Annotated in this window: 18 protein-coding genes; 10 read left to right on the forward strand and 8 right to left on the reverse strand. The window is 46.1% G+C overall.

All coding sequences use genetic code 11. The features are described 5' to 3' along the window. Nucleotides 1–14 precede the first annotated feature (14 nt). From LX99_RS23085 to LX99_RS23100, 4 genes are all read right to left on the reverse strand, one after another. The gene (locus tag LX99_RS23085) at nucleotides 15–773 is read right to left on the reverse strand and encodes a TerC family protein (protein ID WP_109610091.1); all 759 of its coding nucleotides are present in this window, start codon (nucleotides 771–773) and stop codon (nucleotides 15–17) included. Between the two features lie 117 nt (nucleotides 774–890). Then, on the reverse strand, nucleotides 891–2,726 hold the full coding sequence (gene glmS / locus LX99_RS23090; RefSeq protein WP_109610149.1) for a glutamine--fructose-6-phosphate transaminase (isomerizing): 1,836 nt from the start codon (nucleotides 2,724–2,726) through the stop codon (nucleotides 891–893). A gap of 190 nt (nucleotides 2,727–2,916) precedes the next feature. Continuing rightward, the gene (locus LX99_RS23095) at nucleotides 2,917–4,311 is read right to left on the reverse strand and encodes a DUF4270 family protein (RefSeq protein WP_109610093.1); all 1,395 of its coding nucleotides are present in this window, start codon (nucleotides 4,309–4,311) and stop codon (nucleotides 2,917–2,919) included. Nucleotides 4,312–4,326: 15 nt separating this feature from the next. Continuing rightward, nucleotides 4,327–5,151, reverse strand: coding sequence for a glycogen/starch synthase (locus LX99_RS23100; RefSeq protein WP_109610096.1), 825 nt, complete (start codon nucleotides 5,149–5,151; stop codon nucleotides 4,327–4,329). A gap of 127 nt (nucleotides 5,152–5,278) precedes the next feature. Between LX99_RS23100 and panC the strand changes: the two genes are divergently transcribed. The 3 genes from panC (at nucleotide 5,279) to LX99_RS23115 (ending at nucleotide 7,677) form a co-directional block, all read left to right on the forward strand. Beyond that, nucleotides 5,279–6,133, forward strand: a complete 855-nt coding sequence (gene panC, locus LX99_RS23105; RefSeq protein ID WP_245927998.1) for a pantoate--beta-alanine ligase — start codon at nucleotides 5,279–5,281, stop codon at nucleotides 6,131–6,133. A 191-nt stretch (nucleotides 6,134–6,324) separates the two neighbouring features. Then, nucleotides 6,325–6,675 carry an aspartate 1-decarboxylase gene (panD, locus tag LX99_RS23110; RefSeq protein WP_109610098.1) on the forward strand — a complete coding sequence of 117 codons (351 nt, stop codon included), beginning with the start codon at nucleotides 6,325–6,327 and terminating at the stop codon, nucleotides 6,673–6,675. A gap of 30 nt (nucleotides 6,676–6,705) precedes the next feature. Then, the gene (locus LX99_RS23115; protein WP_109610101.1) at nucleotides 6,706–7,677 is read left to right on the forward strand and encodes an energy transducer TonB; all 972 of its coding nucleotides are present in this window, start codon (nucleotides 6,706–6,708) and stop codon (nucleotides 7,675–7,677) included. Here the strand turns inward: LX99_RS23115 and LX99_RS23120 are convergent, their stop codons facing one another. Beyond that, nucleotides 7,678–8,205 (reverse strand): hypothetical protein, encoded by a 528-nt coding sequence (locus LX99_RS23120; protein ID WP_146203202.1) that lies wholly within the window; start codon nucleotides 8,203–8,205, stop codon nucleotides 7,678–7,680. It abuts the gene before it with no gap. A gap of 329 nt (nucleotides 8,206–8,534) precedes the next feature. Between LX99_RS23120 and carB the strand changes: the two genes are divergently transcribed. From carB to LX99_RS23145, 5 genes are all read left to right on the forward strand, one after another. Next, a complete protein-coding gene (carB, locus tag LX99_RS23125) occupies nucleotides 8,535–11,351 on the forward strand; it encodes a carbamoyl-phosphate synthase large subunit (protein WP_109610154.1) in 2,817 nt (938 codons plus the stop codon). A 101-nt stretch (nucleotides 11,352–11,452) separates the two neighbouring features. Then, nucleotides 11,453–12,100 (forward strand): hypothetical protein, encoded by a 648-nt coding sequence (locus LX99_RS23130; RefSeq protein WP_022833603.1) that lies wholly within the window; start codon nucleotides 11,453–11,455, stop codon nucleotides 12,098–12,100. Between the two features lie 145 nt (nucleotides 12,101–12,245). Beyond that, on the forward strand, nucleotides 12,246–12,857 hold the full coding sequence (locus LX99_RS23135; protein WP_109610103.1) for a superoxide dismutase: 612 nt from the start codon (nucleotides 12,246–12,248) through the stop codon (nucleotides 12,855–12,857). A 343-nt stretch (nucleotides 12,858–13,200) separates the two neighbouring features. Then, nucleotides 13,201–14,661, forward strand: a complete 1,461-nt coding sequence (locus LX99_RS23140) for an amino acid permease (protein ID WP_109610105.1) — start codon at nucleotides 13,201–13,203, stop codon at nucleotides 14,659–14,661. 3 nt (nucleotides 14,662–14,664) lie between these two features. Continuing rightward, complete coding sequence (locus tag LX99_RS23145) at nucleotides 14,665–15,696, forward strand: ferredoxin--NADP reductase (protein ID WP_109610107.1); 1,032 nt, start codon at nucleotides 14,665–14,667, stop codon at nucleotides 15,694–15,696. 110 nt (nucleotides 15,697–15,806) lie between these two features. On the opposite strand, the gene LX99_RS23150 is transcribed toward LX99_RS23145, so the two are convergent. From LX99_RS23150 to LX99_RS23160, 3 genes are all read right to left on the reverse strand, one after another. Beyond that, the gene (locus tag LX99_RS23150) at nucleotides 15,807–16,976 is read right to left on the reverse strand and encodes a PepSY-associated TM helix domain-containing protein (protein ID WP_109610110.1); all 1,170 of its coding nucleotides are present in this window, start codon (nucleotides 16,974–16,976) and stop codon (nucleotides 15,807–15,809) included. Between the two features lie 3 nt (nucleotides 16,977–16,979). Then, complete coding sequence (locus LX99_RS23155; RefSeq protein ID WP_109610112.1) at nucleotides 16,980–19,394, reverse strand: TonB-dependent receptor; 2,415 nt, start codon at nucleotides 19,392–19,394, stop codon at nucleotides 16,980–16,982. A gap of 314 nt (nucleotides 19,395–19,708) precedes the next feature. Then, nucleotides 19,709–20,644, reverse strand: a complete 936-nt coding sequence (locus LX99_RS23160; protein ID WP_109610114.1) for a hydrogen peroxide-inducible genes activator — start codon at nucleotides 20,642–20,644, stop codon at nucleotides 19,709–19,711. Between the two features lie 92 nt (nucleotides 20,645–20,736). Between LX99_RS23160 and LX99_RS23165 the strand changes: the two genes are divergently transcribed. Both LX99_RS23165 and LX99_RS23170 read left to right on the forward strand, forming a co-directional pair. Further along, nucleotides 20,737–22,233, forward strand: a complete 1,497-nt coding sequence (locus tag LX99_RS23165; protein ID WP_109610116.1) for a catalase — start codon at nucleotides 20,737–20,739, stop codon at nucleotides 22,231–22,233. Between the two features lie 210 nt (nucleotides 22,234–22,443). Next, nucleotides 22,444–22,632 (forward strand): hypothetical protein, encoded by a 189-nt coding sequence (locus tag LX99_RS23170; protein ID WP_022832055.1) that lies wholly within the window; start codon nucleotides 22,444–22,446, stop codon nucleotides 22,630–22,632. The last annotated feature ends 124 nt before the right edge of the window (nucleotides 22,633–22,756 follow it).

Below are 22,756 nucleotides of genomic sequence, written 5' to 3' on the forward strand. Positions count from 1 at the left end.
TCACATATAACCCTTTACTGCTTCCGGGCTTTATTCGCTTTCATCTTTAAATTCAGCATTTCCACCAAAACCGAAAACGCCATGGCGAAATAGATATAGCCTTTAGGGATGTGCTGTTCAAAGGCCTCAGCCAGTAATGAAACGCCTATCAGCAATAAGAATGACAGGGCCAGCATTTTAACCGTAGGGTGTTTGTTTACGAAGGATGCTACGCCATCTGATGCCCACATCATAATAACTACCGCTATAATAACCGCCAGAATCATTATCTCAACATGGCTGGCCATACCTACCGCGGTAATCACCGAATCGAGCGAGAAAACGATATCCAGCAGCATGATCTGGAAGATAGTGGCCCAAAACGAATGGCGTTTTACCGGGCCTTCAGTTTCTTCTTCTCCCTCAATTTTATGATGGATTTCGGCTGTGCTTTTGTAAATCAGGAACAGGCCGCCCACTATCAGGATGAGGTCCCTGCCTGAGATGGCAAGTTTTTCGACCCAATCGGTATCAGTAATGCCAAAAATACCGCTTATATTAAAAAGCGGCGCCGTTAAGGTCATTACCCAGCTTATAGAAAGCAGCAGCAGTACACGGGTAATCATGGCCATGCCTAAACCCACCCTTCGGCCCCGGCTTTGCTGGTTTTTGGGCAGCTTATCGGCCAGTATGGAAATAAATACAATGTTATCGATGCCTAATACGATCTCTAAAAAGGTGAGCGTGATAAGCGAGATCCATGTTTCGGCCTGTGCAAAAATTTCAAAATTCATAGGATGCAGGAGTTTGTTTTGCCTCAAACATAGCAAAACCCCTGCCGCTTACGGCAAGGGCCTGCAAAAAATACCGGTTTTAGCTTTCGGCTTTACGCCTGATGCTTTTAGCTTCAATTACTCTACGGTAACTGATTTTGCAAGGTTACGCGGCTGGTCAACGTTGCAGCCCCGCATTACCGCTATATGATAGGCCAACAGCTGCAGCGGTATAGTGGCTACAAGGGGCACAAATGCTTCATCGGTTTGAGGAATCTCGATCACATAATCGGCCATGTTTTTCACTTCGGTGTCGCCTTCGGTAACAATGGCGATAACGTGGCCTTTGCGGGCTTTCACCTCCTGGATGTTGCTGATCACCTTTTCGTACGATGAATGTTTGGTAGCGATAAATACCACCGGCATGGCATCGTCAATCAGCGCTATCGGGCCATGCTTCATTTCGGCAGCAGGATAACCTTCGGCGTGAATATAGGAGATTTCCTTCAGCTTTAAGGCACCCTCCAGCGCTACCGGGAACGAGCTGCCCCTGCCCAGGAACAGGCAATTGGCCGAATCTTTAAACCGCTCCGCTATCTCCATCACATGATCGTTGCATTTCAGGGCCTCCTTCACCAGTTCGGGGATGGCGTCGAGTTCGGTCAGGTACTCCACCATTTTATTCCGGGTGATTTTTCCGCGTTGCTGCGCGATATAAAAGGCAATGAGCGTTAGCACACTCACCTGCGCGGTAAAGGCCTTGGTTGATGCAACACCAATTTCCGGCCCCGCGTGGGTATAAACCCCGGCATGGGTTAACCGCGGAATGGATGCGCCAACCACGTTGCAAATACCAAAAATGGTAGCGCCTTTTTCTTTGGCCAATTCAATAGCCGCCATAGTATCGGCAGTTTCGCCTGATTGGGAGATGGCAATCACCAGATCCTTTTCGGTAATGATCGGGTTGCGGTACCTGAACTCTGAGGCATACTCCACCTCAACCGGTACGCGGGCGTATTCCTCAATGAGGTATTCGCCTACCAGGCCGGCATGCCACGAAGTGCCGCAGGCTACGATGATAATCCTGTCGACGTTTTTTAGCTTCTCCGTGTATTCTTTAATCCCTCCAAGCTGCACCTTTCCCTGTTGAGGGTAAATGCGGCCGCGCAGGCAATCGCGGATAGAACGGGGCTGCTCATAAATCTCCTTTAACATAAAGTGATCGTAGCCGCCTTTTTCAAGCATTTCCAGCTTCAGGTCAAGTTCCTGGATATAGGGGATCTGTATCGAGTTGTCAATGTTTTTTACCAGCAGGCCCTCGCGCTGCACGTAGGCAATTTCATTATCATTGAGGTAAATTACGTTTTTGGTATACTCAACAATAGGCGTAGCATCCGATGCGATAAAATATTCGCCTTTGCCAACGCCTATTACCATAGGGCTACCTTTGCGGGCGGCAATCAGCAAATCGGGTTCATCGGCACTCATAATCACTATAGCGTAAGCGCCTATCACCTTATTCAGCGCAATGCGCACGGCCTCTTTCAAATCCATGCCGGTTGCATGCTGAATATCTTCAACCAGGTGAATTAAAACCTCGGTATCGGTATCGCTTTTAAATACATGGCCCTTGGCAATCAGGGTCTCCTTGATGGGGCCGTAATTTTCAATAATGCCGTTGTGTATGATGGTCAGTTTCCGGTCGCCCGATGAATGGGGGTGCGAATTCCGGTCGCTTGGTGCGCCGTGTGTGGCCCAGCGCGTATGGCCCATACCAACAGAACCTTTAAGGTCAATGCCCTTTACAAAGTTTTCGAGGTCTTCAACTTTACCGGCCTTTTTATAAACCTTAACTACTTCGTCAAGCAGGGCTACGCCTGCGCTATCGTAACCCCGGTATTCGAGCCGGTGCAAGCCTTTTATAACGATAGGGTAGGCGTCCCTGAACCCTATATAACCAACAATTCCGCACATAAAATTTAAAGTAAAAATGTTAAACGCCGCAAAATAAACAGCTATATAACACATATCGGCAATAATTATTTTGATTTTTTGCCGAAAACGTAAAGTTTTTAAATACTTAGAAAATTATTTTAAGAAGTGGATTTGGCTTAAACAAAAAAATCCCCAAAGCGGGGATTCTTTATATTTTTTGCAGGATATGTTATTTATGAATCCTGGTGTAAATGATGTTAAGGCGGATGCTGTAAGGCGATGTTTGATCGCTGCCAACCAGCACAGAGCGGGCGGCCGTGAGTACGGTAGGGCCAACATCTATGCCTGTTGTTGTATTAACCAGTGTAGTATCAACCGGTGCTATATAAGTTCCGTAATCAACTGCTTTTTTGCTGATGAGGTCCTGCACAAAAGCCGTAACCAGGAAGTGGTATTGCTTTGTTGTACGGTTATAGCCGCCACCAAAGTATGAAAGCTGTGAGCGGTTATCGCGTGAGTTGGCGTCCTGTATCAATGTTCGTTGTCCGGCTATATCAAGCTTATACATGGTTAGCTTGGGCAGGGCCGCATAAGGTACCGTTGAGCCTGGTTTTGGCGTGATCACTACTTCGGCCCGGTTTATTACAATGGCCGAATCGGCAAGCTTGTCTAAGCCAGGGAAGCTCACCTTAGCCCTCAGGCCGGCAACGCCCTGCAGGTAAATGGTATTTTGGGATACGCCCGGGTTATTCTGCGAAGCCTGCAGTGCGGTTGTAATAGTACCGGGATAGGTATGTACCACTTCGGCGGCACGGTTAAATACCGGTAAGGACACTGATGCCGTATCCGTTGTTGTGCCGTTAACCACTTTATAAAATACATCAATATGTGAAGACGACATATTAAGCTGAATAATACCGCCGGCATCGCTTGCCTGGGCCCTGTCAAGCTTCAGGTACAGGCCTTTAAACGAATTTTGAAAATTCGCAACCGATGATAGATCACTTCCCGGCGCGTTAAATAAATGGCTGTAAATAAACGATTTGCTGAAAGGCACGCGTAATTGTGGCGGTACCCTTTGTATGGTGTCTACCGTATCTGTTCTGATGCGGGCTATGGTAAGGCTGTCATGCGTACGCGCCGTAAAGTTTTTTGTGCCAAGCAATTGTGACAGATCAGGGTCCCAGTGGTTATTGGTATAATAGGTTTTGCTTTCTATTTTATTTTGAAGCTGGTAAACGCTTATTTTATAACGTGATGCCAGCGAATCGCCGTAAAAGCCATCCGCGTACCTGAGCACCAGTACAGCCGAATCGATTGATAAGGTACCGGCCGGTACCGAGTAAGCGGTGTTGCCCGGCGGGTTTATACCAACGGCCACGAATGATTGGGTTGTACCAAAAACCGGGTCGACAAAGTTGGCGAGCGGGGTTTTGGAAAGCCCCGATGTCGCGGCGGTATCTTCCGCAACTGTATTAACAATCAAGTTGCTGTCAACAATCAGGTTACCGCTGATCTGGTTCTGATCATTTACACCCAGCCCAATGCCGTCCTGACGTTTACAGCCATTCAAAATAAAAAGACTTATTAACAGGGTCAATAAGTCTAATCGGAAAAATTTCATATATAATATTAAGTATTATGCAACATGCACCAATTCGTCGTTGGTAATTTCGTCGTAAAAATTGTAATAATTTTCGAAATCTGAAGTAGATTCAAATTCCAAAACCGATTTATTGCTGTTTTTAACATTATTTAACACATCCGTATCGATATTGGCGTCGCCTAAAACAATACCATCCGAGTAGTGGATAGCACCGGCGTAAAGTGCCGGGATTGAACCGTTTCCGTATGGCTCAACGTGTTTTTCGGTCATGTTGCTCATTACTGCCTTGTTGGCAAAAGCGGCACCCATATTTTCTTTAAGGTCGTTTTCATAAATTGAATAAACAATTTTTGAATGCTTAAAGGTTGGGTCGTCTTTGTAGGTAGTTTTGAGGTAGGCAGGCACCAAGGCGCTCATCCAGCCATGGCAATGAATAATATCAGGGGCCCAGCCTAATTTTTTAACGGTTTCGAGCGCACCCTTGCAAAAAAAGATCATGCGCTCATCGTTGTCGGCGTAAAATTTACCATCTTTATCGGCAAATACGTGTTTACGCTGAAAATATTCTTCATTATCTAAAAAATACACCTGCATGCGCGCCGCCGGGATAGATGCTACCTTAATGATGAGCGGGTTATCGTTGTCATCAATAATGATGTTCATGCCTGATAACCGGATCACCTCATGAAGACGGTTCCTGCGCTCATTGATATTGCCGAAACGCGGCATCAGGATACGGATCTCGTAACCTTTTTCCTGCATGGCCTGCGGGAGTTGGCGTGTTATTTCAGCAATTTTTGTGAGTTCGAGAAAAGGAGACATTTCATGAGTTACAAACAGAAGCTTAGATTTACCCATCACTAAATCAGTATTTAAAGTGTAAAGAAGTTCAAAAAATTTGAGTGTGCAAATATAACCATTATTATATAAACTGCCAACCGATTATGCAAGTTACTTTTGGTTATTTTTAAGTAATTGTACACCTTTGCCAGATTTTGTAATCCCTGTTACATTGAAAATATTTGCCACCAAAAAAGAGATAACAGATTACTTTAACCGCAAGCCGGTAAAAGTAATTGGCTTTGTACCAACCATGGGCGCGCTGCATAAAGGGCACCTTGGTTTAATTGAATTGGCCAAACAGCAAAGCACCCAGGTAGTGTGCAGCATTTTTGTAAACCCCACCCAGTTTAATGATCCCAAAGACCTTGAAAAATACCCCCGCCCCATAGCCGACGATATACGCCGCCTGGAAGAAATTAACTGCGATATTTTATTTAACCCGCAGGTAACCGAGATGTATGATGATAATGAGAAATGGCATTTTGATATGGGCGATCTGGAAAACCTGCTGGAGGGCAAATTCAGGCCGGGCCATTACCAGGGGGTTACGCAGGTGGTATATAAGCTTTTTAATATTGTAAAGCCGGATGTGGCTTTTTTTGGCCAGAAAGATTATCAGCAGGTGCTGGTGATCAGCAAAATGATCGAGAAGCTGCATTTGCCCGTTAAGCTGGTGATGTGCCCGATTGAGCGTGAGCCCGATGGCCTGGCCATGAGTTCAAGGAACATCCACCTTACGCCCGATGACCGTAAAAATTCGTTGGTTTTGTCAAAAACGCTTAACTGGGTTAAAGAAAACTTCGAACCAACAAAAATAGCCGAACTGCAGCAGCATGCCATCCAAACAATTTCTGCCACGCCCGGCGTTGAACTCGAGTACTTTGAAATAGCCGACGGTAAAACCCTCCACCCCGCAACCGAATTATCGGAGAGTGTGGTAGCGCTTGTTGCCGCCAGGGTAGGTAAAACAAGATTGATAGACAATGTGTTGCTTTAGGCAGCTGATGGATCATAGATCATAGTTTATGGTTCATGGATCATGGTTCATAGCTTATGGATCATATTATACAGACGGGTAATTTCCACATCATTCTTTAAGTTCCATTAAACTGTAAACTTCCTACCATGAACCATGAACTATCAACTATGAACTTGTTCCCATGAACTATTTATTCCTAACTTTGCACCATGATAATTGAAGTACTAAAGTCCAAAATTCACCGGGTTAAGGTAACTCAGGCCGAGTTGAATTATGTGGGCAGTATCACCATCGACGAAGACCTGATTGAGGCGGCCAATATTATCCCCAACGAAAAGGTACAGATCGTAAACAACAATAACGGCGCGCGCTTTGAAACTTACGTTATTAAAGGCGAGCGCGGCACAGGTACGGTATGCCTTAACGGCGCAACTGCCCGGCTGGCACAGGTTGGCGATATCGTGATCATCATGTCGTACGCGTACATGGAAGCAGATGAAGCCCGCAATTACGAACCTATTTTGATTTTTCCTGATACGGATAACAAACTGATTAAGTAAATTAGCGGCGCTTAAGCCCTGATTCACTAAATGAAAATCATTGTTATCATCTTCTTTCTTCTTGCGCCGGTAGCCGGAGCCTTCGCCCAGCGGCAAAACGTTTACTTCCTGAAAAATAACGGCAAGTATGTAAGTACGCGCGACAGCGCAGATTATATCCGTATAGTACGCCAGCCGGATTCGACCTCGACTGTGTTTGATGTTTTGGAGTTTTATTCAAACGGAGTGCACAAACTGGCCGGTAAATCTACCAGGGTCGATCCGCCGGAGTTTGAAGGGCAATGTGTTACTTACTACAGCAATGGTAAAAGACAGTCGTTAGCCAGCTATAAAAACGGGGTTAAAATGGGAGCAGATATGGAGTTTTACCCCAATGGAAGGTTATACACACAATTCTTATACACGGAGAATACCAACAATAATACACCGGATAACGCCGACGCATACCGGGTAATAACTAATAATGATTCACTGGGTATTGTTCAGGTGGCCGACGGTAACGGTTATTATAAAGGCTATAACAATACGTTTACCTCCATAGAAGAAGAGGGGCCGGTTAAAAATGGGAAACGCGACGGGCAGTGGAAAGGTAATTTTCAAGACATTGGCATCGCTTTTACCGAAACTTACCAGGATGGCGTGTTAATATCAGGAACAGCCGTAACAAAAAATGGTAAAATAAGCACCTATGCGAAATCGCGCAGGGGAGCCCCGCAATTTGAGGGCGGGCTTGAACAATTCGCAAGCTTTTTATCTAAGAATATTATATACCCTATAAGCGCACGGAAGGCAGGCATAGAGGGCAGGGTAATACTTTCTTTTGCTATCGAAGAAGACGGCTCTCTTGCCGATATTAAAGTACTTCACTCTGTAGATGAATCACTCGATAATGAAGCGGTGCGTGTAATTAAACTTTCGCCTAAATGGCAGCCAGCTACCCGGTTTGGGTTGCCTGTAAGAGAGTTGCAATTTGCAATACCTGTTAAATTCGCTTTGAAATAATCAGTTTGCCGGATTTGAGCCCACCCCCAGCGATACTTTTAAACTTACATCTGTATCAACAGCCTTACGTAAGCGGTAAACCATCCTGATGCGAACGCCGGGCTGGCGTACCAAAGCATCCAGAAAGTGCGAATTGTCTATATCAAGTGTGATACTGTTGCCCGAATTAGCGGCGATATCTTTACGGATAGCTACCAACACCTCGTCGCTGCCATCGTTTTTAGCCATGTATACCCTTAAAGAGGCGATATTACCGATGTTATAATCAGCCGGATCGTTGGATTGCAGTTTGGCCGAAATGATGCGCACCTCGCTGATGCGGCTGGCATTGTTGCCATCCTTTGTAAAATCCTGGTCGAAGCTGTTGCCTGTACTGATGGCCGTTTGCGGTTCATCAACCCTGGCCGAAGCCGGGATCACCATGTTTGCGGTATACGGAAACGTTCCTTTAACTACAGATTGCAGCATGGCGCAGCTGCTTAAAAACAAAAGAGCCGCCAATAGCAATACAACGGGCTTCCTCATCATAGTTTTTTTATATAGGCACTTGCGGCTTAACGCAGGCGCAGGTTAAATTGGGATTTTACAGCCGGGGCCGCATGTAAATATAATCAGATTTTACGAAAACATCGGGCGTATTGTTTTAAGAAAAAGTGCATTGAAACTTAAATTAAGCACGATGTAAATGAGCCAATATTAAATCTGAAAAAAAACATAAACCGTGTTTGTGAAAACGCTATCTTTGCACCCCGACGCTGAGGTCGGGATTTCCTGGCTTTCAGCGCATAGGTAAAACAGTTTATCGTCATGATTGACAATGGACTTTTGACTTGGAACTTTTTAAAAATAAAAGCCCTATGCCCAAAGACACCTCCATCAAATCCGTCCTGATCATCGGCTCAGGTCCAATCATTATCGGCCAGGCATGCGAATTTGATTATTCCGGCTCTCAAGCCGCTCTCTCGCTAAAAGAAGAAGGCATCTCCGTTTCTATCATCAACAGCAATCCGGCAACTATCATGACGGATAAGGTGATCAGCGACCACGTGTACCTTTTGCCGCTAACCTGCGAAAGCATTGAGAAAATTTTAAGCGAACAACAGATTGACGCTGTGTTGCCTACCATGGGCGGACAAACAGCGCTTAACCTTTGTATCGAAGCCTCAGAACGCGGCATATGGGAAAAGTATGGCGTTAAGGTAATTGGTGTTGACATTGCCGCCATCGAAAAAACTGAAAACCGCGAGGCTTTCCGCCAGCTGATGGTTGACATTGGTATCGGTGTAGCCAAATCAAAAATTGCCAATTCTTTCCTTGAAGGCAAGGAAGCCGCGCAGGAAATAGGCTTTCCGTTAGTTATCCGCCCAAGCTATACGCTGGGAGGAAAGGGTGCCGGCTTTGTGCATAAAAAAGAAGATTTTGACACTGCCCTTAACCGCGGCCTGCAGGCTTCTCCTACCCATGAGGTACTGGTTGAACAGGCTGTGTTTGGCTGGAAGGAATACGAACTGGAGTTGCTGCGCGATAGCAATGATAACGTGATCATCATCTGCTCGATAGAAAACTTCGACCCGATGGGGATCCACACCGGCGATTCGATCACCGTGGCCCCGGCCATGACCCTGAGCGACCGCTGCTACCAGCAAATGCGTAACCAGGCCATCAAAATGATGCGCGCCATCGGTAACTTCGCGGGCGGCTGTAACGTGCAGTTTTCGGTAAACCCGGCCAATGAAGAGATCATCGCTATCGAGATCAACCCGCGCGTATCGCGCTCATCAGCCCTGGCATCGAAAGCTACCGGTTACCCGATCGCTAAAATTGCCGCTAAACTGGCTATAGGTTATAACCTTGACGAAATTGAAAACCAGATCACCAAAACCACTTCGGCCTATTTTGAGCCTACGCTGGATTATGTGATTGTGAAAATACCTCGCTGGAACTTTGATAAATTTAAAGGCGCCAACAAAGAATTAGGCCTGCAAATGAAATCGGTAGGTGAAGTTATGGGCATTGGCCGCAGCTTTACCGAGGCTTTGCAGAAAGCCTGCCAGAGTTTGGAAATCGGCCGCGCCGGCTTAGGTGCCGACGGTCGCCAGAGCCGCAACCTCGAAGAGATCATGGCCAGCCTTGAGCATCCAAGCTGGGACAGGTTGTTCCATATTTATGACGCCCTGAGCCTTGGTGTGCCAATCGAATCGGTACGTAAGGCAACCAAGATCGATCGCTGGTTCCTTAACCAGATCCAGGACCTGGTTAACATGGAAACCGAGCTTCGCCGCTACTCGCTGAACAATGTTCCCGAAGAATTCCTGTTCCAATTGAAACAGAAAGGTTTCTCGGATGTACAGATAGCCCACATTTTAGGCAACGTAACCGAAGAGGATGTTTATCAGCGCCGCAAAGCCCTGGGCATGCGCCGGGTGTATAAAATGGTTGATACCTGCGCCGCTGAATTCCCGGCCAAAACCCCTTACTACTATTCAAGCTACGAGGGCGAAAACGAATCGGTAGCCTCCGACAGGAAAAAGATCATCGTATTAGGCTCGGGCCCTAACCGTATTGGCCAGGGTATTGAGTTTGATTACAGCTGTGTACACGGCTTACTTGCTGCTAAAGAGGCCGGTTACGAGGCGATCATGGTTAACTGTAACCCTGAAACCGTATCAACCGACTTTAACATGGCCGATAAACTGTACTTCGAACCGGTTTACTGGGAGCATGTTCGCGAGATCATCGACCTTGAGCAGCCTTACGGTGTAATTGTACAGCTTGGCGGTCAGACAGCCCTTAAAATGGCCGAGAAAATGCACCAGCACGGCATCCGCATCATTGGTACATCATTCAATGATATGGACATTGCCGAAGACCGCGGCCGTTTCTCCGACCTGCTGAAAGACCTTGATATCCCCTATCCAAAATACGGTGTGGCCGAAAGCGCTGAAGAAGCCCTTGAGGTTGCCCACAAAGTTGGTTACCCTGTACTGGTACGCCCAAGCTACGTATTAGGCGGCCAGGGCATGAGCATTGTAATTAACGATGAAGACCTGGAAAAAGCTGTAGTAAGCTTGCTGCGCAACCTGCCGGGTAACCGTGTACTGATCGACCACTTTCTTGACCGTGCCGCCGAAGCCGAGTCAGACTCGATCAGCGATGGCGAAGACACCCACATTGTAGGTATGATGGAACACATCGAGCCTGCGGGTATCCACTCCGGCGACTCGTACGCTGTACTGCCTCCTTTCGATTTCTCGGACGTGGTTATCCAGCAGATAGAAGAATATACCAAAAAGATAGCTAAAGCGCTTAATGTACGCGGCTTGCTGAACATCCAGTTCGCGGTTAAGGATGATAAGGTTTATGTGATCGAGGCTAACCCACGTGCTTCGCGTACCGTGCCTTTCATCGCCAAAGCTTATGATGTGCCTTACATCAACATTGCCACCAAAGTAATGCTGGAAGCTAACAAACTGAGCGACTTTACCATCGAACGTAAACTTTGGGGTTATGCCATCAAAGAACCGGTATTCTCTTTCGATAAGTTCCCGGAGGTTACCAAGGAGCTTGGTCCTGAAATGAAATCTACAGGTGAAGCGATCCGCTTCATTCCAAACCTGCAGGATCCATACTTCAGGCACCTGTACAAAGAGAAATCGATGTATTTAAGCAGATAATTTAAAACATTAAATTACGGTCTTTTGTAGTTTAATTGCTAATAACGTGCACCTGCAACCCCAATTGCAGGTGCACTATTGTTGTATTTAGTTACTATAGATTGAAAGTTAAAGCTAATGGTCAGGCTGTCGAACTAAAAAACGTCGGCCCTGAAGATATGAGTGATGTTTTGGTGAAAATTGAAAAATCATTTAACATCAGTTTAAACGATACACCGGCCAACGAGGTGCAGAATTTTGGTAAACTGTGCGAGGTGGTTGTTGAAAAGGTAAAAAAAACCAATTCCGACAGTTGTACCACACAGCAGGCATTTTATAAGCTCCGCAATGCCATTCATGCCTCTGCAGGCCATGATAATGATATCATAAAACCCCAAACCAAACTGGCTGATCTTTTTCCGCGCGATGGCCGTATCGAGGCCGTTGCCGCTATTGAAGAAGAGATGGGTTTTGAGATCCAGTTGCTGAAGCCCAAACAGTGGATTGTGAACGCGTTTACCTTGCTGCTGGTAGTAAGCTTTGTTTTGGCTTTTTATTACCTGGCTATCGGTATCGGCGGGATGGTTATTGCCGGCTTAGGTTTGCAGCTGGCGGGGCGTTTTGGCAAGGAAATGTACATTAAAACGGTTGGCGACCTGGCCGAAAAGATAGCCCGCGAACATTACCTGAAATGCCGCCGCGATGCTTCAACCATAAATAAAAACGAAGTTTCTGAAAAATTAAGGCAACTTATCGTATCAAACGCGTAGTTCGGATGTTAAGATGATAATTGTTGCTGGGCTTAGGTTTGACAAACTCAAAAACATGACAATTATTTAGAACAAATCCATCTGTCAACGCTTATATTTGTTACGTCACAACAAACAGTAAACTTTTAAATTAATAACTAAGATTATGGCATTTACACTACCGGCGTTATCCTACGCTACCGACGCTCTGGAACCGCACATTGATAAACTGACCATGGAAATTCACCACGGCAAACACCACCAGGCTTATGTTACCAACTTAAACAAAGCTTTGGAAGGCAAGCCTGAGGCTGATAGCAACATCGAAGATATCATTAAAAATATCTCAAAATTCCCTGCTGCTGTACGTAACAATGGTGGTGGTCACTACAACCATACTTTATTCTGGACGCTGTTGTCACCAAACGGTGGCGGTGAGCCTACAGGCGCCTTAGCCGATGCTATTAAAAGCACTTTCGGTTCATTTGCCGATTTCAAAACCAAAGTATCTGAAGCCGGTGCAACCCGTTTCGGTTCGGGCTGGGCATGGTTAATTGTTACTGCCGATAAAAAACTGGCTGTAACTTCAACCCCTAACCAGGATAACCCATTGATGGACATCGCCGAAGTAAAAGGTACCCCAATTTTAGGTATCGATGTTTGGGAGCATGCTTACTACCTGAAATACCAGAACCGTCGCCCGGATTACCTGGCAGCTATCTGGAATGTAATTAACTGGCACCACGTTGCCGAGCTTTACGCTAAGGCAACCGCTTAATTTTATTTAAGCTTTTATATAAAAAGCGGCAGGGTTTGATGATCCTGCCGCTTTTTTGTTGGTGTTATATCACTATTGGTGCAAGTATTACGTGAGGGACATGTGGGTGGATGACCTGTGGCTTTCTAAAGCATATAGTTTTCATAATGCACAAGTGTCCCCCCTGCCCCATACACAACACTTGCTCCAGACGCGCGTTACAAACGCAGATCCATTGTTAAGCACATGTTTTAAACGTGCGCAAGTTCTGGCAAACTTTTCTAATCTTTATTTTACGTACGCGTTATACATCACACCACGATGGTCCCAATAATCTACTAACTTTGTGGACTTTTTTTATATCATGATCAAAAAGCCCATCGAAACCCTTCTTGCCGAATCAAAGAATGAAGGTGAACATTCATTAAAGCGCTCGTTAGGGCCGGTTAACCTTATCTTTATAGGCATTGGCATTATTATAGGCGCCGGTTTGTTTTCGCTAACAGGTATAGCTGCAGGGCAGCATTCGGGCCCGGCTGTTACGATATCTTTTTTAATAGCCGCCGTAGGTTGCGCTTTCGCGGCGCTTTGCTATGCCGAGTTTTCGGCTATGATACCGGTGGCGGGGAGCGCGTATACGTATTCATATGCTACCATGGGCGAACTTTTTGCCTGGATCATTGGCTGGGACCTGGCTTTGGAGTATGCCGTTGGCGCGGCAACGGTGGCCATCAGCTGGTCGCAGTATTTAACCAAATTTTTATCATGGTTTGATCTTTACCTGCCGCCGCAATTAAGCATGTCGCCTTTTGAAACGGCTAAGGCGGCTGATGGCACTTTGGTAAACGGGATCATCAATTTACCTGCAGCGCTCATTGTGGTGATGGTTACAGCCATCATTATCCGCGGCACCAAGGGTTCAGCATGGGTTAATGCCGTTATAGTAACTTTAAAAGTTGGTGTGGTGCTGGTGTTTATAGCGGTAGGCTGGGCGTTTATCAACCCGCAAAACTACCATCCCTACATCCCGCAAAATACCGGCGTTTGGGGCGATTATGGCTGGTCGGGCATATTGAGGGGCGCCGGGCTGGTTTTCTTTGTATTCATAGGGTTTGACGCGGTATCAACGGCGGCCCAGGAAGCTAAAAATCCGCAGCGCAATATGCCCATCGGCATCATCGGGTCGCTGCTGATCTGTACTGTATTATTCATTGTTTTTGCCCATGTGATGACGGGCATGGCTAACTACAAAGAGTTTATAGGCTCGGGCGCACCGGTAGCCATCGCCATCGAAAAAACCGGTTACCAGTGGCTGAGCAAAGCCATTGTACTGGCTATTTTGATAGGTTATACCTCTGTTATTCTGGTCGACCTGCTGGGCCAGTCGCGGGTGTTTTTCTCCATGTCTAAAGATGGTTTGCTGCCGGAGGTGTTTTCAGAAGTGCATCCTAAGTTCCGTACCCCATGGAAATCGAATATGCTGCTATGCGCTTTCATCGCCATTTTCGCGGCTTTTGTGCCTATCAGGGTGGTTGGCGAAATGACCAGCATCGGTACCCTGCTGGCCTTTGTAATGGTTTGCGCCGGAGTGCTTATTTTGCGTAAACAGCAACCCGATGTTCATCGTCCGTTCAAAACACCGCTGGTACCGCTGGTGCCGGTGCTGGGGATCCTGACCTGCTTTGCCATGATGACCTTTTTACCAGGAGATACCTGGCTGCGCCTCATTGTATGGCTTGCTATTGGTTTGGTTATCTATTATACTTACGGTAAAAAGAACAGCGTTATCCGCAAAATGCTTGCGGATAAACAGCAACGCTACTAACTGATGATTGAGCACATTTTAAAATTAAAAGTTGAACGCGTAAAGTGGGAATCGGCAGATATAGCCACGTTTTATTTAAGCACTGCCGACGGCCGCGCCGTACCCTATGAGGCGGGGCAATTTATTACGCTGATATTTAACCACCGGCAGGAAGAGATCAGGCGGTCGTATTCGTTAAGCTCATCGCCTGATGAGCCTTTTATGGCAATCACCATTAAGCGGATCAGCAACGGAGAAATCTCGCGCTTTATGCTTGCCAAAGTAAAGGAGGGCGACCAGCTTAGCGCCCTGGCCCCGGCAGGCAGGTTTACAATCAGCAATTACCGGCAGCCAAAAGATATTTTTTTATTTGCGGGAGGCAGCGGCATTACCCCTATTTTTTCACAGCTGAAATATATACTCGCCCGCGACGGTGAAAGCAAGTTGACACTCATATACAGTAACCAAAACGCCGGTTCGGTTTTATTTAAAGATGAACTGGATAAACTTGCTGCCGGGCATCCCGACAGGCTAAACATCATTCACCTGCTGAGCAGTGAGGCCAACAGGTTAAATAACGATAAAGTTGAAAAACTGGTTAAGCAACACGCCCGTTTTAACCTTGACAATGCCGTATTTTATTTATGCGGTCCGTTCCCTTATATACGCATGATCCGGTTCGACCTGGTTTATATGGGCATTGAAAAAGACCGCATCCGCCGTGAAAACTTTGTACTCGAAACCGTGCCGGTTACCGGCGTTGTTGCAAGCTTCCCGCCCCGAAATATCAAAATACAATACCGTAATGAGCTGCATGACATTGTGGTAGGCGAAAATCAATCTATTTTGCAGGCCGCTTTGCAAAATAATATCCCCCTGCCATACAGTTGCCGCGGGGGCGTATGCTCAACCTGTATGATGAAATGCATCGCTGGCAAAGTTGAAATGGTGAAGAACGATGTACTGACCGACACGGACATCGCGGAAGGATGGGTATTGACCTGTACCGGCCATCCGCTGGACGATGAGGTGGTGATTAGCCCCCCGCCCCCCTAAAGGGAGAGCCACCAACTTAAGCAAAAGGCGAAGGCCCGTGCGATTCCCCTGTTGATAGGAGGCGTGTGTTATTTTGCCCAACGCTTATCGCCCGTATTAATGCCCCTTAATCAGTGTTCGGTTGGCAAATGCTGCCTCACCGTCCTTCTGTGCACTACCGTTTTTACCTTTTTTGATTTGGTTTTCTTGCGCTTCCCCAGCCAGATGATGAACCCGGTTACCGGCAGGCTCGCGCAAATTAAGCTGGCTAAAAAAGCGATGATCTTACCCGGCAGACCTAAGATCTGCCCTACGTGAACATCATAGTTCATGTTGTTCATCTTCATACCGGCACTTTTTTGTTCGTGGGCCGTGCGGTTAAGCAGTTTACCGCTGTATTTATCAAACGAGTAACTATCGCTTTTGTAATAATGCAATGTTTGCGCGTAGGCCGTAACGCCTATGGCTCCTGTTTTAGTGGCATCATCATAAATCAGGTACATTTCGGCTTTGGGAGACCCGGCCCTGGCCGCCAGGAGCGCTTTATCGATAACCTGAGTGGTATCTGCCTTCCCGATCAATGTCGAATCGGATTTAAATACTGCCTTTTCTTCGGGGTAGGCTTTGCCGAGATTGGCCGCGTTGTAAATTCCCTCCCGTACCCAGTCGTAGGCAATGGACAGGCCGGTAATCGCTAAAATGATGGCAATGCTGGTTGCATAAAAGCCCAATACGTTATGCAGGTCATAATTTACCCTGCGCCAGCGGCCACCCCATTTTATAGTGAAACTGCGTTTGCGGTCGCTTTTGCGTTTGGGCCACCATAGTACAATGCCGGTTATCATCAGTACGATAAAAACAATTACCGATACGCCTACCACCATCTGACCAACTTTTGCGGGAAGCAGCAGGTACAGGTGAATGTACTCTACAATAATAAAAAAGTTAGTAGCAGGGCTTTCGGTATGGATAATTTTACCGGTATAAGGGTTCAGGTAAACATACAGCAAACCCTGCTTGGGTACGCTTACCAAAACGCCTGCGGGCCTGTCAATACCGTAATAATAAATGTAGCTTGCTGTAGCTCCTTTACGGCCCTTTAACGCTTCGGCTTTAAGCAGCGACGGCGCTATGTAGGGCTTGTTTTGAACTTCAACGTGGCGGTAATTGTACAGCGCATCCTGGATCTCATCCTGAAAGCAGAATAAACAACCGGTAATACTTACAATAAACACCACCAGCCCGGATATAAACCCGAGCCAGCGGTGTACAAATAATATGGCTTTTTTAAATGGCGTCATGTATTAAAATCTATAACCGATGCTCAGGCGTATATTTGTAGGGGCTTCGGCTTGCCAGGTGTAAACAGTTTTGCCTTCGGTATTCAGGTAATTTTCATGACCGCCGGAGTAGAGGTACTTGTTTAATACGTTGTTCACATTTAACGCGAAGCTCAGCTTCCTGATCTGGTAAGATGCGCCGGCATCTAAACGGAAGTAGTTGGGTAAATCTGCAGTGCCGCTGCCAAGGCTCCAGGGCAAACGGTCAATCTGCCATTGGTAGCCGGTTGAAAAGCCAAGGCCTTTTAATGTGCCTTGTTGTAAACGGTAAGTTAACCAGGCGTTTGATACATGTTTGGCAAAGCCCGGTACCGGGGTGCCTATCAGTGAGGCATCGGTGTTTTTAGAGATTTTAGAATCGGTATAGGCCCAGTTTACCATCAGGCTAAGGCCCGTGATGATCTCGCCGCGGGCGTCAAATTCGATGCCTTTGGTCCTGGTTTGGCCCAATTGAACCATGTAGTTCTGAGCAGGGTCGTTATGATCGGGATCGGCTACCAGCTGGTTGTTTTTGAGGATACGATAGGCCGATAATGTGGTATTCCATTTTCCGCCAAACCAGTCGCGTTTTAAGCCAATTTCCATGTTGTTGCCGGTGATGGGCTTAACTTTTTCACCGCTGAACAGTTTGCCTGTTTGCGGCACAAATGATTGATCATAAACGGCATAAGCGCTTGTATTAGCATCTATACTAACACTCAGGCCAACGCGGGGCGTAAACTTTTTATCGTTGGTGCCTGTGGTTGGATTGCTGGTAGTGGTGGCATGCGTATACCGTCCGGCTATGGTTAAACGCACTTTTTGATCAAAAAAACCTAATTCATCCTGCGCGTAAAACGACTGGTATTTTTCGGTAGTTACGAAGTCTTTGCCGCGTACGCTGAGCGGTTGCGACGTATTGAAAGTTGGCAAGGTAACCGGGCCATTATTTGGATGATAGATATTAAAAGGATTTGCCGGGTCAGGATCGAGCGAACCGGATTGCATATAATCCGGGATATAATATTTATCGCCAACATCAACGCCACCTAATAAACGGTGAACTATTTTACCTGTATTAAACTCGCCGTTTAAAAAGGCCTGGGCAAATTTGTTTTTATTAACTGCATCCCATAAACCCAGGTTACGGTTAACATCGCCATTTTCTTTAATGCTGTTGATCCAGTAGCTGTACGCGTCTTGTTTATAATAAAAGTAAGCGCCCTGGGCGGTAACTTTCCACTTGCTGTTAAAAGCGTGTTCGTAAGTTAAAAACGCGCTATGATCTTGTATGCCCGATGATGGCGAGTTTGACGGCGCGTTGGTAAAATCGCGGGGCAATGAAGCGTAACCATTTGTGGAGAACAGGTAAGCCGTACCAAAGGCGTTCATGCGCTGGTACTGGTAAGTATACTCGGCAGTAACCGTGTTTTTGCTGTCAAACTTATAACGTAACACCGGTGCGATGGCCGTACGGTTGGTAAAATCATAAGGGCGCCATGATTTTGATAGCTGCCCCATCAGGTTAAGGCGATATTGTAATTTACCATCTTTGGTAAGCACGCCATCCAAATCGGCAGTGGCGCGGTAGCTGTTAAAGCTGCCTGCAGTAAAATTAAATGCCTGGCTTGTTGTGCCCGTAGGCTTTTTGGTTACTACGTTGTAAAAACCGGACGGATTACCATTAGCCAGCATAAACGCTGCCGGGCCCTTTACAAATTCAATCCGGTCAACAAACGACATGTCTTCTGTGAGCGGACCCCAGGTAGCTTCAATGTTCATTCCGTTGCGAAAAGGTGCAAGCCTGTCGCCCCGGCCGTTAACACGGGCATAATTACCCCAGTGCTCCTGCATAGTTAAACCACTCACATTGCGCGAAACGCCTTCCAGCATGTTAAAGATCTGCTGGTCTTTAATCTGGTCTGACGATACCACCTGGATGTTTTGCGCAACCTCAAGCAAGGGTTCGTTAAGCCTTAAGCTTGTTGACGGCTCATCTATCTTATATTTCTGCTTACGTCCCGAAATCAACACCTCGCCAATCTGGCTGGCGTTTTCGCGCAGCATAAAGTTTACTACCACGCGTTGCCCGTCTGTTACTTCAATTGTTTTTTCTTCGGTGGCTAAGCCAACAAAACTCACTTTAATGGTGTAATTGCCAGGTTTTACCTTGTTAAAGGTAAACCTGCCGCTTTCGTTGGTAATTGTACCGGCATTTACGCCGGTACCTTTAAGGCTTACTGTAACACCCGGCACGGCTTCCCCATCGGCAGTAGTAATGGTGCCGGTGACGGTGCCCGGCTTAATTTCGGCAAGCGCAGGCTTTATATGGAACAAAATAAAAACCACCAGAAATGAGAGGGCAAGTAGTTTGCGGAACGTTTGTATCGGTCGAATCATTGCTATTTAGACTAAATATAAATAATTTGACAAAAATAACTGCCGGAAGGTTTCGATGCAAGTTATTTAAAATAAATCTAAATAAATATATTTTAGTAATTGATTAACAATGGTTTATTATGTAAAGTTAGATACATCAGAATAAGTTTGGTATTGGGAGTTACTTGTTGAAATATAGTATACGATATTCACCTGTAGAAAATTCGCTGGGTTTAACGATTGTAGCCAAAGAAATGCAGGCAGGTTGTAACCATGTGCTGCTTTAATTGAATAGAGAAACTGAGTGAATAGGAAAAACAGAAAAGGCAAAGAGATTAAATATCCATCACTTCTTTCTTCTTCCTGCTTTTCATGCGTTTAGGCACAAACTCCAGGATTTCATTTTTTAATGCTTCTATCATACGGCGTTTTAAAAAATTGCGCTGTATCACAATGCTTACCTCGCGGGCCGGCTCGGGCGAGCGGAAATGGCGTACCTTATCCAGCTGTTTTTCGGTAAGTTCGGATAAAGCAAGTTCGGGCAGGATGGTGGCGCCGTTGTTTTGGTCAACCATGCGTTTCAGTGTTTCAACGCTGCCTGTGTTGTATTCAAAGTGTTGAAAGCCGCGGGTTGATTTGCGGCGCTGGCAGATATTTAACACCTGTTCGCGCATGCAGTGGCCTTCGTTCAGGATCCAGATCTCTTCCATATCGATATCATCCGGCACGATATTTTTCTTTTTGGAGAGCTTGCTGTTTTTTGATACGTAGGCTACAAAGTTTTCGTAAAATACAGGGATCTCGGTAAGGCTGGTTTCATGCAGGGGGGTAGAAAGGATGCCGCAGTCAAGCATCCCTAACTTTAACTGCTGGATGATCTCTTCGGTAGTTTGCTCCCACACCACCAGTTTTACCTGCGGGTATTTTTCAATAAAGCCGTGGATGATTTTGGGTAATATGTAAGGCGCTACGGTTGGGATGATGCCCACGCGCAATTCGCCCGAAAGTTCCTTTTGCCTGTCGGTGATGATCTCTTTGATCTTTTCGCCTTCAGACAGCATGATCCTTGCCTGGTTAATGATCTCGATGCCTATTTCGGTGGGTACAACGGGTTGTTTGCTGCGGTCGAATATTTTTACACCAAGGTTGTCCTCCAGTTTTTGTACCTGCATACTTAGCGTTGGCTGGGTTACAAAACACTTATCGGCCGCGGCTACAAAACTGCGGTAGGTATCAACTGCCACAATATACTCCAGTTGTGTAATAGTCATGTAATATAGAAGAATGCTATGCGAAGATAATAATTATTGATTTTCTCTATTGAAATATTTTCGTCAAGTTTGAAGTATCAAACCCAACCGATATGGAAAACAAAAGGAAGCTTACTACCGCTTCGGGCAGGCCTTATACAGAGAATGAAAACTCGATGACCGCCGGTCCCCGCGGCCCTGTTTTGTTGCAGGATTATATTTTGCATGAAAAAATGGCACACTTTAACCGCGAACGCATCCCCGAGCGCGTTGTGCATGCCAAAGGCTCGGGCGCATACGGTACATTTACGGTTACACACGATATCAGCCGGTATACCCGCGCCAAGGTTTTTAATACTATTGGTAAGCAAACCAGGTTGTTCCTGCGCTTTTCTACCGTGGGCGGCGAAAAAGGATCGGCAGATACCGAGCGCGACCCGCGCGGCTTTGCCATTAAATTTTATACCGAAGACGGCAACTGGGACCTTGTAGGCAATAACACCCCGGTGTTTTTTATAAAAGATGCCAAAAAGTTTGGTGATTTTATCCATACGCAAAAACGCGATCCGTATACCAACTGCAAAAGCGCTACCATGATGTGGGATTTCTGGTCGCTTAACCCCGAAAGCCTGCACCAGGTAACTATTTTAATGAGCGATAGGGGCACTCCTTACGGATACCGCCATATGGATGGTTTCGGCAGCCATACTTTTTCGCTCATTAACGCCAAAAACGAAAGGTTTTGGGTGAAATTCCATTTTAAAACCCAACAAGGCATTAAAAATTTCACCGATGCCGAGGCCGCGGAGATGCGCGGTAAAGCGCCCGATTTTGCGCAGCATGATCTGTTAACCGCTATAGATAATGGCGATTTCCCGAAATGGTCGCTTAAAATACAGGTAATGCCCGAGGCGGATGCCAAAACCTACCACATTAACCCGTTTGATTTAACCAAGGTATGGCCCCATGCCGATTATCCGCTGATTGATGTGGGCGTATTGGAACTGAACGAAAACCCGGATAACTATTTTGCGCATGTGGAGCAGGCTGCTTTTGCACCTGCGCATGTTGTTGACGGTATTGGTTACTCACCCGATAAAATGCTGCAGGGACGCATCCTGTCATACCCCGATGCGCACCGTTATCGTTTAGGCGGTAACTACGAGCAGATCCCTGTAAATAAATGCCCTTACCTGGTGAGCAATTACCAGCGCGATGGCCAGATGACTGTAAACGGAAATGGCGGTTCAGGCCCTAACTATTTTCCTAACAGTTTTGATGATATTGTAATAGATCAAAGCTACAAAGAGCCCGCCTGGGACTTTGGCAGCCCGGTGGGCGACTGGTACGACCGCAATGCCGAAGGGGAAAATGATCATTATACCCAACCCGGCGACCTGTACAGGCTGATGGACTGTGAGGCCAAAAAGAACCTCGTAAGCAATATTGTAAACTCGATGAAAGGTATCGAAGGCCCTAAAAAGGAGTTGATCACTAACCGCCAGTTATGCCATTGGTTTAGGGCCGATATCAACTTAGGTATGGCGGTAGCCAAAGGCCTGGAGCTTGACCTGGCCGAAACTATGAAGCAAATGCCGCAGGGAGTGTAATCGCTTGACATGGATCAGCCTCAAAATGGAATCAAAAGGGCAATTTTCTATTTGAAAATTACCCTTTTTGATGAGTAACTGACTATTATTAATGTCTGTTTGGCGACTAACGACCCAATTAATTTATGTTATAGCCTCTTTGCTTATAGCGGATTACATCAGATAAAATTATAAATTATAGCTAAATTTGCTGAAAGGACTTTTAAAATAATGACGACATTAACCATAGATATTCCCGACAGCAATACTGAAGAAGTATTGGCGCAGTTGGCAAAGCTCGGTGTAAAGGTGCGGGAATCAAATTTATCAGAACTTGATAAATTAACAGAAAAGGACTATGAAAAGCACTTTCGTCATAGAGCTGAAGTGACTCGTAAAAATCTTCATAAATATTTATGAAGATTAATCAAAGGGATATAGTTGAAATTGCATTTTATACGGGAAATAAACCGGAAGTGCATCCAGCAGTGGTTGTTTCTGTTGACGATATTTTTGAGATAGAATGATTCTTTTATGCGGTTCT

Source organism: Mucilaginibacter oryzae (assembly GCF_003148845.1).
In the GTDB taxonomy this organism is placed as follows: domain Bacteria; phylum Bacteroidota; class Bacteroidia; order Sphingobacteriales; family Sphingobacteriaceae; genus Mucilaginibacter; species Mucilaginibacter oryzae.

What these genes read in the sequence shown, in the direction of transcription:
- LX99_RS23085 (WP_109610091.1), bottom strand. Translation starts at nt 773, where the DNA reads ATGAATTTTGAAATTTTTGCACAGGCCGAAACATGGATCTCGCTTATC.
- glmS (WP_109610149.1), bottom strand. Translation starts at nt 2,726, where the DNA reads ATGTGCGGAATTGTTGGTTATATAGGGTTCAGGGACGCCTACCCTATC.
- LX99_RS23095 (WP_109610093.1), bottom strand. Translation starts at nt 4,311, where the DNA reads ATGAAATTTTTCCGATTAGACTTATTGACCCTGTTAATAAGTCTTTTT.
- LX99_RS23100 (WP_109610096.1), bottom strand. Translation starts at nt 5,151, where the DNA reads ATGGGTAAATCTAAGCTTCTGTTTGTAACTCATGAAATGTCTCCTTTT.
- panD (WP_109610098.1), top strand. Translation starts at nt 6,325, where the DNA reads ATGATAATTGAAGTACTAAAGTCCAAAATTCACCGGGTTAAGGTAACT.
- LX99_RS23115 (WP_109610101.1), top strand. Translation starts at nt 6,706, where the DNA reads ATGAAAATCATTGTTATCATCTTCTTTCTTCTTGCGCCGGTAGCCGGA.
- LX99_RS23120 (WP_146203202.1), bottom strand. Translation starts at nt 8,205, where the DNA reads ATGATGAGGAAGCCCGTTGTATTGCTATTGGCGGCTCTTTTGTTTTTA.
- carB (WP_109610154.1), top strand. Translation starts at nt 8,535, where the DNA reads ATGCCCAAAGACACCTCCATCAAATCCGTCCTGATCATCGGCTCAGGT.
- LX99_RS23135 (WP_109610103.1), top strand. Translation starts at nt 12,246, where the DNA reads ATGGCATTTACACTACCGGCGTTATCCTACGCTACCGACGCTCTGGAA.
- LX99_RS23140 (WP_109610105.1), top strand. Translation starts at nt 13,201, where the DNA reads ATGATCAAAAAGCCCATCGAAACCCTTCTTGCCGAATCAAAGAATGAA.
- LX99_RS23145 (WP_109610107.1), top strand. Translation starts at nt 14,665, where the DNA reads ATGATTGAGCACATTTTAAAATTAAAAGTTGAACGCGTAAAGTGGGAA.
- LX99_RS23150 (WP_109610110.1), bottom strand. Translation starts at nt 16,976, where the DNA reads ATGACGCCATTTAAAAAAGCCATATTATTTGTACACCGCTGGCTCGGG.
- LX99_RS23155 (WP_109610112.1), bottom strand. Translation starts at nt 19,394, where the DNA reads ATGATTCGACCGATACAAACGTTCCGCAAACTACTTGCCCTCTCATTT.
- LX99_RS23160 (WP_109610114.1), bottom strand. Translation starts at nt 20,644, where the DNA reads ATGACTATTACACAACTGGAGTATATTGTGGCAGTTGATACCTACCGC.
- LX99_RS23165 (WP_109610116.1), top strand. Translation starts at nt 20,737, where the DNA reads ATGGAAAACAAAAGGAAGCTTACTACCGCTTCGGGCAGGCCTTATACA.
- LX99_RS23170 (WP_022832055.1), top strand. Translation starts at nt 22,444, where the DNA reads ATGACGACATTAACCATAGATATTCCCGACAGCAATACTGAAGAAGTA.